The sequence below is a fragment of the Paraglaciecola sp. genome, from assembly GCF_051252315.1.
In the GTDB taxonomy this organism is placed as follows: Bacteria; Pseudomonadota; Gammaproteobacteria; order Enterobacterales; family Alteromonadaceae; genus Paraglaciecola.
The window spans coordinates 1-12,759 of the sequence record NZ_JBPOFP010000121.1 but is presented as its reverse complement, the minus strand read 5'-3'; the positions used below and the strand labels follow the sequence as shown (position 1 = coordinate 12,759).

The following is a 12,759-nucleotide window of genomic DNA, read 5'->3' as shown; positions in this document are numbered from 1 at the left end:
CATTTCTCCAGCCAACATGGCCCACAAAACGATGGCCATCCATAGTAATAACCTGACGACCTAGTTTCGCGGTAAATCCGTCACCTTTATATTGAATATATCCTTGATCTAATTCTGTATGTTCTGGATCCGCAATAACTGAATGTAACCCTAAGTTATAACCAGTAGGACCAACTGTATAGTCGCCCTGTCCCATCACAATACGGTTATCTTCCATTTCAATTTTTGCTGAAAACCCATTTACAGAACCTGTTTCATAAGCCAATAAGGTTCTTAAAGTTAAAGCACTGGCGTCCTTTGCACCTTGATCGACAGATTCATAACGCAACTTCATGTCAACACTTGCTTTGCCCGACGTTAACGCTTGAGTCACTGTTTCAGCCTGCGCAACAGTAACCGTTGAAGCTCCGATTAGAGCTGTTGTTAAAGCGATAGTTAATTTTGTTTTTGTAAGTGTTTTCATGTGGTCTTCTCTTAAGTTTTAAGGACAATCGTCCATTATATTTAATTAAAATTTGATTATTGAATAACTAATTTATTGATTAAGCGACATTGGTTTTTTTATTATCAGTAGCTTTTACTTTTTTAGCTTTATGCTCTGAAACGGATTCCACTTTGCGTTGTTTTTCATACAAGAATTTCAACACTTCTGATCGGTAGTGGTTATATTTAGGATCATCCGCCAAAGCAATACGATTTCTCGGGCGCTCTAACTCTATTGGTAATATTTCACCAATTGTGGCTGCTGGACCATTTGTCATCATGACGATTCGATCAGATAACAATACCGCTTCATCTACATCATGTGTGATCATAATAACGGTGTTACCCAACTCTGCATGAATTTCCATAACTGAATCTTGTAAATGGGCACGTGTTAATGCATCCAACGCACCAAATGGTTCATCCATCAATAACACTTTGGGTTCCATGGCTAATGCACGAGCAATCCCAACGCGCTGTTTCATACCACCAGAAATTTCAGCGGGTAATTTATCTGCAGCATGAGTCATATGAACCAGTTCAAGATTGTGTTCAACCCACTCTTTAATTTCTTTTTTAGAACGACCTTTTTGCGTTTGCTTAACCGCTAATTCGACATTTTTATAGGCGCTTAACCAAGGCAATAATGAATGGTTTTGAAATACAACCGCCCGTTCTGGACCAGGCTCATTCACTTCTTTGTTATCTAAAATGACACCGCCTGTAGTCGCTTGATACAAACCTGCGACTATATTAAGTACGGTTGATTTTCCGCAGCCTGAGTGCCCTATAAGTGAGATAAACTCACCTTCTTTAATCTTTAAATTAACATTTTGTAAGGCCGTAAACGGTCCTTTTGGAGTTGGGAAATCAATACCTACTTGGGTCAATTCTAAATGATGTGTACTTTTCATAATAATTACCTTAATTCTTTATCAGTAGCGAAGAAGACTGAGCTTCTAACGTAATACCGCGTTTTTATCCCAACTAACTTTTCGCTGTATGACCAGCATCACTCTATCTAAAATGAAACCAATCAAACCTATGGTCAGCACTGCCACCATAATACGGGCTAATGATTCTGAGCTACCGTTTTGGAACTCATCCCAAACAAACTTTCCTAAACCAGGGTTTTGCGCCAACATTTCTGCCGCAATTAACACCATCCAACCTATGCCTAAAGACAATCTAAGTCCGGTGAAAATGGCTGGAATTGAAGAAGGTAAAACAATAGTAGTGACATGTGATAAAGCTTTAAGACGTAACACTTTACTCACATTTAACAAATCTTTATCAATGCTCGATACACCCACTGCCGTGTTAATCAAGGTTGGCCATAAGCAACATAAAGCGACCGTTACCGCCGAGGTGATGAAAGATTTAGAAAACATTGGGTCGGCGCTGACATATACGGCGCTGACAACCATAGTAACCAAAGGCAACCAAGCTAATGGAGACACTGGTTTAAATAATTGAATAAGTGGATTAATGGCTGTGTAAGCATTTTTGCTCAAACCACAAACAATCCCTAAAGGTATGGCGATTAATGATGCCACAACAAAACCCACCATAACTGTGTACAAACTCGTCCATATTTGTTCAAAGAATGTAGGGGCACCAGTAAAGGCTCTAATTTTTGGTTGGTAGCTTGGATCTTTAGCAATTCTTGCCGCGTTTCTTACTTCTTGACGCTCGTAAAATTTGTCTGCTTTTTCCATTTGAGCATTATGTTCGTCCACTAAAGTCGTGGTTTGTTCCCATACTGCTGCTGGACCAGGAAATTGTCCTAATGACGTATCGATATTTTTCGCCATCAATGACCACAATCCTAAGAACACCACTATGCCTACAATTGGCAAAGCTGTTGCACCTAATAGATGGCTAATACTAGGCCATTGAAATCCTTTAACTTGATGAATTATTGTAGGTAGTGTGTGTTGTTTAATCATAATTTTTACTCCTAATTAAGTGGAGACTCATGCGTTTAAACATGGGTCCCACTCAAATTTTTACCTTATGCTCGATTAAAGTTTGCTATCGTTTTTAAGACCAATTGCAAATTTATCTAGGTATGCGTTCGGTTGGCTACCGTCATATACAATGTTATCAATGAAGTGCTTCTGCGCAGGCTTATACCCAGTTTCAGTAGTAAACTCAGGGAATTCACTTGGTTTAGCTTTACCTTCAGCAATCAAAGCTTTTGCTGCTTGAGCATAGATATCAGGACGATAAACTTTCTTTGCGATCTCTTTGTACCAAGAATCAGATTTAGGCTCTGAAATTTGTCCCCATCTGCGCATTTGAGTTAGATACCAAATAGCATCACTATAGAAAGGGTAAGTCGCGTTATAACGGAAGAATACGTTGAAATCAGGTACGTCACGTTTGTCACCTTTTTCGTACTCAAATGTCCCCGTCATACTATTTGCAATAACGTCATAGTCAGCGCCTACATATTGGCTCTTAGCTAAGATTTTTACTGCTTCAGGTCTATTAGCATTGTTATTAGCATCTAACCACATGGCAGCACGGATCATAGCTTTAACTACGCGAATATGAGTGTTAGGGTTTTTCTCAGCCCATGTTTTACTGACACCGAATACTTTTTCAGGGTTGTCTTTCCAAATTTCGTAATCAGTAACAACTGGTACACCAATACCTTTAAATACGGCCTGTTGGTTCCAAGGTTCACCTACGCAATATCCGTAAATGGTACCTGCTTCCATAGTCGCTGGCATTTGAGGTGGAGGCGTAACAGAAAGTAATGCATCAGCATCCACTAAACCTTTAGTATCGGTACTAATGCCTTTCACACCACCTTCTTGAGACGAATAATAACCTGGGTGAATGCCACCAGCTGCTAACCAATAACGTAGCTCGTAGTTATGGGTAGATACAGGGAAAACCATACCCATTTTAAAAGGTTTACCTTTGCTCTTAAAATCGTCAACCACAGGTTTAAGAGAATCGGCTTTAATTGGGTGAACTGGCTTACCACCTTCATGAGGGATATGCTTTTTCATTTGTTTCCAAATGTCATTAGAAACCGTAATTGCATTACCGTTTAAATCCATACTAAAAGCAGTGATGATGTCTGCTTTTGTACCATAACCAATAGTAGCGCCTAGTGGCTGTCCTGCTAACATGTGAGCGCCGTCTAACTGCCCATCAATGACTCGGTCTAACAAAACTTTCCAGTTTGCTTGCGCTTCTAACGTGACGTATAAACCTTCGTCTTCAAAATATCCTTTTTCATAAGCAACGGCTAAAGGCGCCATATCAGTTAATTTGATAAAGCCAAATTTTAGTTCTTCTTTTTCTGCGTAGCCTATTTCATCTGCAGTTACGTGTGCGCTAATAAAAGCACCAGTAATTACTGCCGACACCATTCCAACACGGAGTGTTTTAACAGCGTGTTTTAATGTGTTCATTAATTTATTGTTAGCCATTCCCAACTCCGAAAATTCAAATAAAAAAAAACCCACAAAGATCCCTCTGGGTTCTTTGTGGGCTACATTGCCTAACTATAAAATCCCAACACTGGGACATTACAGATTAATTTTAAGCATTGAAGACGCAAATAACGTCTAAAAATTTGAGAGCACCTACTTTAATAACATAGACACATCACACTCGAAGTTTGTATTGCATCAAGGATGCCAACTTTTATTTCCCTTAAATATCAACACCTTAACCATAACCTTAAATTTCAAGCTAAAATTCAAAAACCAAGTTTGTGCAACAATGCACAAATGAAGTGCTATTTTTGGAATAAGTTATTACGATTTAACAATAAATTTACAAGTGAAATGCACTTAGATTTTGTCAGTCATTAACAGCCTAGTTTAGTGGCACTTATCTGTACCAAATTAAGTAAAACATATGTTTTACAGATCAATTATTCGCCGAAATCGGTATACTAGGTGTATGCATTTAACCTTGCCTTTAAAATCCGCATACATGACAAAGTGAAATCAATGAAAAGCTTATTAACTCAACTATTCAGTCCAATATTAAATATATTTGAATCCGATCAGGCCTCACCAAACTACAAAAAGTCACATAGAACAGCGCTTGTTGCGCTTGGGGCCATATTCTTATTTCTATCCTGTGTGTCTGCGGTATTAGCAATGAATGCCGGTTTTGGATTGGGAGCCCTAATACCAGTAGCAGTATTTTTTACTGTAAGTCTAGTTGCGTTGGTTGTAGGGACATTAGGTTCAAATCAAGCGGTTTCAAAAATTTGGGGTACAAAATAACTGACGTCAAGACATCAAAAATATTAAAGACTTAGGTAAACGAGGCAACCAATATAACAATGACGACAAATTGGATCACACATAGCCCCTTATAAACCAATAATGGGTTACGTTTGATTAAGGGTTGTTTAGCCCCTGCACTCAGCATACTTTTATTAGGTTTAGACAAATCCATTAACAATTCTGAAAAAGCTTCATGGCGAAACTTAGGATTAGGTTGAAGAGCCTTTTGTAAGGTCATGTCTAACCACTGAGGTAAGTCTGTTCTACACTTAGTTAAACTTTGATACTGCCACTCATCAAAAGTGCTTGGAATGTAATCTTGATATTTAAAGGCTTTAAATGGTAACTGGCCGGTTAACATTTCGTAGATCACCACCCCAACAGAAAATAAATCACTTTGATGATCACTTTTGTGGGTTAACAAATATTCAGGTGCAATATAGTGAACTGAACCAACCGCAATATCTTCATTTGGTAAAGACTTAGTTTCAGCTAAGGCATTCACTAATACAGTCCCAAAATCGATTAACTTTACTTCTCCATGGTGATTTATCATCACATTTTCAGGTTTTACATCTCGGTGCACCATATCTTTGCGTTGCAACACTCTAAGAGCATCAATCAAATGACTAATGATTACACGAACTTGATCTAAAGAAGGGTTAGGATTATCGACCATCCACTGGCGCAACGTTTGACCTTCGATGTATTCACACACATGATACATAAACTTAGCGTTATCGGGTCGTTTAAACACGCTCATAACGTTATGGTGATTGATATGTTGACCGATCCATTCTTCACGTAAAAATCCACCTAAATAAATGGGATCATCTGCAAAATGTTGAGACGGGGTTTTTAAACCATAAACTTTACCATCTTGTTCGTTAATGACTTTGTATAGGCTACTTCTGGTACCGTTAAATACGGTTTTTACTACCCGGTAACCTTCTAGCTTCATGCCAACTTCTAATGCTGGGGGCATGGCTAAACGAGTAAGTTGCCTGAAATGTTCGTCTAAACTCACATCGGCTAATTCGACTACTTTTACCAGTAAACATGTCAGGTTATCGTCACTCCCCACTTCTAAAGCTTTATCAACTATATTTTTAGCTCTTTGCTCTAAACTAAGGTTTTCGTCATGAATAAACTTAAGTAGGGTTTTAGTAGATAAAAACTCATGCACACCATCAGTGGTAAACACATATATATCACCACGTTCTAATTCAACGGTTCGAAAATCCACATCTAAATGAGGCTCAATGCCGACAGCTCTTGTTAAAACGTTTTTGCCACCTTGACGAGACACATGATCGGTAGTCAGTTGCTCAAAATCTTGGCCTTGTACTCGACTAATACGGCTATCACCGGTATGCACAATAAAACCAGAAGCAGACTTAAAGACCATGCCACTAAACGTGGTCACCATCTGGCTATGGCCGCCATGTTCATAATCGTGTTGACCGTGACACCAACGATTTAAGCCTTGTAACACTTGGCTAACCGCGCGTTTTACCGTCCAGGTTTGAGGAGTTTGATAATAGTCTTGAATGAAATTACTCACACAAGTATTAGACGCTTCACGGGCACGAGTACAAACACTCACTCCGTCAGCTATGGTAGCCACCCCACCTTTTGAGTCTAGGGCGTGATCTTTAGGTAAAAAAGCGGCAAAGGCATCTTGATTTTCTGCCTTTACCCCTTGGCTGGAAAAACCACCGAACTCTAACTTTAGTTTTTCCAATTTTATTTTCTCATCTTAAAAGAATTAAGTTACATCGATTAATTCAACAGTACCATCTTCACGTACTTCAGTCATAGTTCCTGAAGGCTCTTTCATAAACAGTAAAGCGGTAAATCCAAGGATAGCTGTACCGGCAATTACTAAGAAGAAGGTAGACGTATCGACTAATGAATAAACCGTTAGATAAACAACCGCACCAACATTTCCGTATGCACCTGTCATACCGGCAATTTGACCTGTTAGACGACGTTTAATCAAGGGTACTGCTGCAAATACAGCACCTTCACCAGATTGAACAAAGAAAGAACAAGCCATTACCGCAATTACGGCTAACCAAATTGGCCAGCTAGAATCAATTAAACTTAAGCAGAAATATCCAACCGCTAAACCAGCCGTTAAAATAAGTAAGGTTTTCTTACGACCAAACTTATCTGAAAGTAAACCGCCGCCTGGACGAGACATTAAATTCATAAAAGCATACATACCTGCTAACAATCCAGCTGTAGCCATACTTAACTCAAACGTTTCTGCAAAAAATGCGGGTAACATTGAAATAACGGCTAATTCAGAACCAAATGTAGCAAAATACAAAACATTCAATACCGCTACTTGTTTAAAAGCATAACGATGAGATTCTGGCACTGGGGTGACAAAAATGTCTTTATTCACTTTGTATGTAGAATAAGAGTCGTAAACATATAGAGCAGCTAAACCAATATACACAAACAGTGCAACAGTTTCGCCAAATAGCGATACGCCTTCTGGTGATAATTTCCAATTCAACAAAGCTAACGCTAAGTACATAGGCGTTTTCATAATTAACAACAAATAAAAGTCACCCACACTGGTCACTTCCATGCCACCTAAATTCTTAGGTCTAAAATAAGTTGAACCTTTTGGCGTATCATTGGTGTTTTTGTAATATACAAAACTGAACATCAAGCTCATAAGGCCTGTGATACCAACGGCGTAACGCCATCCGTCTTCACCACCAAACATTAACGCGATAGTAGGTAAGGTAAATGCAGCTGCTGCAGAACCAAAGTTCCCCCAACCACCATAAACACCTTCTGCGGTACCCAATTCTTTAGGTGGAAACCATTCACTTACCATTCTAATACCGACAACAAAACCAGCACCGATACAACCAAGAGCAAAACGAGCGATAAGTAATTGGGTAAAACTGTCTGCTAAAGCAAAAGCAAAACAAGGGATAGAACAAATAGCCAAAAGGCTTGAATAAACGATACGAGGGCCGTATTTATCGGTTAACGCACCAATTATCACTCGTGCTGGAATAGTCAAAGCAACGTTAATAATTAATAGAGTCTTCCATTCACTAAGCGTTAAGCCAACACCATCAACGATAGCGCCTTTTAGTGGGGCCATATTGAACCACACCATAAAGGTTATAAAAAAGGCCATCCAAGAAAGATGAAGGGTTTTCATTTTGCCGGTGAAAGACAGCAAATTAAATTTTTCAGCGCTCATTTGTCATACTCATAATTAAAAACATTCGAATTAAACACTTATTAAAAAATACACAGCCATTTTCAATAAGTTTCTTAACCTCACTTGTAGCGAAGTTTGATGTGCACAATCGTTGCACATTTAAGGACACTATCACTAATTTGATGCATCACTGGCCGACAAATAAGCACTAATAATGCCAACATTATTTACCAGTAATATCAATTAGTTACGAAATAAAAAGAAGGGAGTGTTAGAAATATCGATTCAAAACAGGGCGTAACGCACAAAAACAAAGCAGCTAACAAACAGCAACAAATGCACTAAATCATTGCAATATGGAGGTTAATTCACATTCTATTAATATTAACGACAATATATTAAACAACAAAATAGAGCGATTAAGAACAACGACACCTTAGTATTCAATGAACACCTCTACTTAAGAGGCATCATTGGTTTTCAAACGCATTTCTTCGTATATTTCAGGACGAAATACCTGTTTTACGATACCGTTTGGAATATTTATCTTTTCAAGATGCCCTGCGCTTTGCATTTTACTTAATAACCATTCGCCCCTTACAAATTCTGGCGAATTAATTAAGTCACTCTGAGATTTGTAGAACTGATTATAAGAAGGGATTTCTCTTGGCTGCATGGATAAGTCGGTTAAGCAACTTCCGATCAAAGACGGTGCAATTACCTCAACTGGTGCATTTAAATACTTTGAAGCACTCATCATACATGCAATTTCAAAACGATTTGGTGTGCTTTCTAACCAAATACAAGCCTGTTGAAGCGCTGCTGTTAAAGCCAATACGGTATTCGGGTTACTATTGTACCAAGCTTGGCGTAAACCTAGCACTTTTTCAGGGGAATCTTGCCATATATCAAAAGACGTGACGGCAGTAATACCTAGACCCGCTCTTACCGCCTGAGCATTCCATGGACCGCCTACGCAAAAGCCATCCATTTCTCCATTTTCTAACATACTGACCATATTAACTGGTGGCACAACGCCAATATCCACGTCATCTAATTTGATATCAGCCGAACTTAACCAGTCCCTTAATTGATAAAAATGGCAGCTATACGGGAAAACCGTCGCAAACTTAATTTTCGGCCTGCCTTGCTGTTTACGGGTCTGAATAACATTTTTTAGTAAATAAGGGGCTAAAGGCAGAGTAATATGACTCAAACTATTTTCGTTCAAGATCTCAACATGTAATTGTTGAGACAAAGTGATGGCATTACCGTTTAAACTTAACACTAAAGGCGTAATAACGTGTGTTTTAGCACACCCCACACCTAAAGTACTGGCCAAGGGCATAGGTGCGAGCATCTGAGCCGCGTCAAGAATGCCAACATGCAATTTATCACGCAAGGTAGCCCAAGAGTTTTGTTTTTGTAAGCTGACATTAAGGCCCCACTGATTAAAGAAACCCATTTCTTTAGCGGCAACTAATGGAGCAGAATCTGTAAGCGGAATGAATCCTAATGTCAGGTTAGTTTGTTCTGGCTTAATCATAAATGAACCTTATAATTAGAATGTATTTAATAAAGAAATCAATGTCTTAGCAACATCTTCAAGTTTTTGACCTGTATCCATTGCCGTTTTTCGCATGGCTTTATATGCCTGGTCTTCACTGAGGTTTTTCTTTTTCATTAATAATCGTTTAGCTTGATCAACTAAAGTACGGTTGGCTAACTCATGTTTAGTTTCGGTTAACTCGTTCTTTAATTTTTGAAACTCCTTAAATCGAGCACAAGCTGCATCTAAAATAGGTTTTACCCGACTCATTTGAATGTCACCAACAACATACGCACTCACGCCAGACTCTATAGATAAGTTAATGGCTTGAGTGTCTTGCTCTTCGGCAAACATCACCACAGGTTTTGGGTTGTATTGGGAAATAGTACTTAAACTTTCTAGGATATCTCGACTGGGTGACTCTATATCAATTACAATAATATCCGGCTGAATCTGTTCGACTTGCTTTAAAAGTCCTGAATTGGTGGAAGCTAAATGGCTAACTTTATAACGTGAGTTTTCTAATGCTATCGTCAACGACTCTGCACGTTGTGCATTATCGTCAATAAGTAAAATACGTAATTCTTGAGACAATTGTTTTGACTCAGTAATTGAGGTTTTGTGTTGTGACACTTTTTTTCCGAACAAATAAAAACCTAATGGGGCAATACTAAGCAAAGCTTAAGCCAAATTAATTTCGCATAATTATCAGTAAGTTACTTATTTAGACTTAAAATTATAGTCGCGCAATACCGCTATAGTTGTGCGCATGCACCACAATAGTGCCAAACTAAATAATTAGTGATTATTATTTACCGATTTGTATGCCTGAGTCCCCCATAAAGGAACAGTAGACAAACTGTGCTTAAAACTACCCGAGGTTTCTTTAGTCGAATAAGACACATACATTAACGTTTGGCTTTGTTGATCGTAAATTCGACGTATTTTCATTGTTTTAAAGAAAATACTTTTAGACTTTTTAAACACAACTTCACCGGATTTAGATTTATCTATAGCAGCGATCATACTTGTGGTGATCTCACCTGTTTGACGACACGCAATCGAACTATCTGATGGATCAGAAAAACTCAAATCAGCTTCAATACTTGCCACATGACAAGTTACACCGGTTACGACAGGGTCAATCAAGGTATTAAGTTTAATATCTTGTGTGGTAAATGCACCTAATGAGATATCACCGACTTCATTCTTATCACACCCCAATAAGCATAAAACTAATATGCAGATAAAATGTTTCATATATTCTCTCCATCTAAATAATGAATAATTATTTAAAAAATTGAACTTTTTATTCATTATTATTGTCTATAATTACTATGACAGCGTAGTGAACTGTCATGATTATCTCCCTGGACCGCTTACCTTGGTAAGCGGTTTTCTATTTAAAGCGTAAATTTGTAGCATAATTACGCTATCTAGCTGACTTTTTTATCTAAAATACTGTATATTCCGCCCTCATTTTAGTGGTTACACAGGACATTTGATATGAATTTTTCTAACCTTGGTTTTGCAAGTGAACTTCAACGCGCTATCGACGCCTGTGGTTATACACAAATGACACCTGTACAACAGCAGGCCATCACTCCTGCTAGACGCGGAAAAGACTTATTAGTTAATGCACAAACCGGCACAGGTAAAACCGCCGCTTTTGCTTTACCTATTTTGCAAAAACTTTTAGATACACCTCAAACTACTCAATCATCAAGTCCTAGAGCGCTAATCTTAACGCCCACTAGAGAGTTAGCTGAGCAATTGTCCAATACAATCACCAATTATGCTCAATTCACTGTTCTGTCAGTCACTGCTTTGTACGGCGGTGTAAAAATGGGCGGCCAAAAAGCTAAACTTAAAAATGGTGTTGATATTGTAATTTCTACCCCAGGTCGTCTACTTGAACACCTAGCCTTAAGCCACGTTAATTTAGCAAGTATTGACTTTGTTGTGCTAGATGAAGCAGATCGAATGTTAGACATGGGATTTATCACTGATGTTCAAGTTATCTTGCAGCAGGCTACAAAAAAACATCAAACGTTATTATTTTCAGCGACATCTTCACCTGCAGTGAATGAGTTGTCACACAAAATACTGAATAACCATCAAGTGATTAAGGTAAGTAAGATCAACACGACTGCCGAAACTGTGTCACATGTGATGTACCCAGTAGAAGAATCTCGTAAAGTTGAATTATTTAAACGTTTATTAAAAGAACAGAACTGGTTTCAAGTTTTAGTGTTCACTAGTACTAAACATCAAGCTGACATATTAATGGCAGCCTTAAAACAAGCAAAGATAAACGCGGCGGTATGTCATGGTGACAAAAGCCAAGGCGCCCGTAGGCGTGCCATCGCTGATTTCAAATCAGCTGATTTACAAGTCTTAATATCGACCGACGTTGCTGCAAGAGGTTTAGATATTCAAGGTCTAGATTACGTAGTTAACTTTAATTTACCTTACCTACCAGAAGATTATGTGCATAGAATTGGACGCACTGGACGTGCTGGTAACGAGGGATATGCCATATCATTCGTAAGCCGTGAAGAAGAAAGCACAGTAGCTAAAATAGAAAGGTTAATTGATAGTAAAATCAAACGCATTGTCAAAGCTGGATTTGAAGTGAGTAACAGAGTGAGTTTATTAAAAAGTGCAGGAAGACATGCCCGCAATAGCCGCAGTAACAAAGCAACAGCGAGTCAAATAAGCTTCCAAAAAACAGCTAAGAATAGCGGTAAAAAATCAAAGAAGACAAAATAGACGAATTTGAGTTGGCGCTAAGGTGAAAAACGTACTTGGGTTTTAAACTATTTAAAAGCATGCGCTGCGTTAACGTATGTGCTTCGCCCACCAAGAGCACCGCTTATTTTATTCGCTTTGCGAATCGTCATCCATGACGAGTTTTCAAACCGCATCCCTGCGGCTCGATTTACTTTTCTTCAACAGCTAAGAAAAGTAAACAAAAGAAGCCGTGCTCCACAAACTTACGTTATCTAAAAATAAACAGGCTTATTTTTCGAATCGGCAATAAGCCGCTCCCAGCTATAAAGGATTGCCTTGTCCAGATGTCCATATCTGGACATTCGACAAGCCAATTTCTTTTTAGCGTAAGTTTCATTCACAGGAAAATCAAAAGCTATAACGACAAAATCAAGATGTGTATGACGGCTTAGAGCGAGGAGCGGTCATTAACACAGTGCTAAGTGGCTATAAAATAGTTGGCTATAATTAACGAGGCTCGAGAAAAAGCCAACTAC

Annotated in this window: 10 protein-coding genes and 1 pseudogene; 2 read left to right on the top strand and 9 right to left on the bottom strand. The window is 38.5% G+C overall.

The window, feature by feature from the left end:
* The 4 genes and pseudogenes from ACSHXM_RS18090 to ACSHXM_RS18075 form a co-directional block, all read right to left on the bottom strand.
* Nucleotides 1–463 (bottom strand): annotated as a pseudogene (locus ACSHXM_RS18090) (alginate export family protein); the annotation flags it as partial.
* A 79-nt stretch (nucleotides 464–542) separates the two neighbouring features.
* Entirely contained in the window at nucleotides 543–1,397 is an 855-nt protein-coding gene (locus ACSHXM_RS18085; protein WP_435691101.1) for an ABC transporter ATP-binding protein, read from the bottom strand.
* Between the two features lie 45 nt (nucleotides 1,398–1,442).
* Nucleotides 1,443–2,432: an ABC transporter permease gene (locus ACSHXM_RS18080; RefSeq protein WP_435691098.1), complete on the bottom strand. Its 990-nt coding sequence runs from the start codon at nucleotides 2,430–2,432 to the stop codon at nucleotides 1,443–1,445.
* A 75-nt stretch (nucleotides 2,433–2,507) separates the two neighbouring features.
* Nucleotides 2,508–3,872 carry a CmpA/NrtA family ABC transporter substrate-binding protein gene (locus tag ACSHXM_RS18075; RefSeq protein ID WP_435691103.1) on the bottom strand — a complete coding sequence of 455 codons (1,365 nt, stop codon included), beginning with the start codon at nucleotides 3,870–3,872 and terminating at the stop codon, nucleotides 2,508–2,510.
* 588 nt (nucleotides 3,873–4,460) lie between these two features.
* Here ACSHXM_RS18075 and ACSHXM_RS18070 point away from each other — a divergent pair.
* Nucleotides 4,461–4,742 carry a hypothetical protein gene (locus ACSHXM_RS18070; RefSeq protein ID WP_435691096.1) on the top strand — a complete coding sequence of 94 codons (282 nt, stop codon included), beginning with the start codon at nucleotides 4,461–4,463 and terminating at the stop codon, nucleotides 4,740–4,742.
* A 31-nt stretch (nucleotides 4,743–4,773) separates the two neighbouring features.
* On the opposite strand, the gene ACSHXM_RS18065 is transcribed toward ACSHXM_RS18070, so the two are convergent.
* From ACSHXM_RS18065 to ACSHXM_RS18045, 5 genes are all read right to left on the bottom strand, one after another.
* Nucleotides 4,774–6,489 carry a protein kinase domain-containing protein gene (locus ACSHXM_RS18065; protein ID WP_435691094.1) on the bottom strand — a complete coding sequence of 572 codons (1,716 nt, stop codon included), beginning with the start codon at nucleotides 6,487–6,489 and terminating at the stop codon, nucleotides 4,774–4,776.
* A gap of 24 nt (nucleotides 6,490–6,513) precedes the next feature.
* Nucleotides 6,514–7,980 (bottom strand): NarK family nitrate/nitrite MFS transporter, encoded by a 1,467-nt coding sequence (locus ACSHXM_RS18060; protein WP_435691092.1) that lies wholly within the window; start codon nucleotides 7,978–7,980, stop codon nucleotides 6,514–6,516.
* Between the two features lie 421 nt (nucleotides 7,981–8,401).
* A complete protein-coding gene (locus ACSHXM_RS18055; protein WP_435691090.1) occupies nucleotides 8,402–9,487 on the bottom strand; it encodes a CmpA/NrtA family ABC transporter substrate-binding protein in 1,086 nt (361 codons plus the stop codon).
* Between the two features lie 15 nt (nucleotides 9,488–9,502).
* Entirely contained in the window at nucleotides 9,503–10,123 is a 621-nt protein-coding gene (locus ACSHXM_RS18050; RefSeq protein WP_435691088.1) for an ANTAR domain-containing response regulator, read from the bottom strand.
* Between the two features lie 165 nt (nucleotides 10,124–10,288).
* Nucleotides 10,289–10,750 (bottom strand): CreA family protein, encoded by a 462-nt coding sequence (locus tag ACSHXM_RS18045; protein WP_435691086.1) that lies wholly within the window; start codon nucleotides 10,748–10,750, stop codon nucleotides 10,289–10,291.
* Nucleotides 10,751–10,996: 246 nt separating this feature from the next.
* Between ACSHXM_RS18045 and ACSHXM_RS18040 the strand changes: the two genes are divergently transcribed.
* Nucleotides 10,997–12,262, top strand: a complete 1,266-nt coding sequence (locus ACSHXM_RS18040; RefSeq protein ID WP_435691084.1) for a DEAD/DEAH box helicase — start codon at nucleotides 10,997–10,999, stop codon at nucleotides 12,260–12,262.
* Nucleotides 12,263–12,759 lie beyond the last annotated feature (497 nt).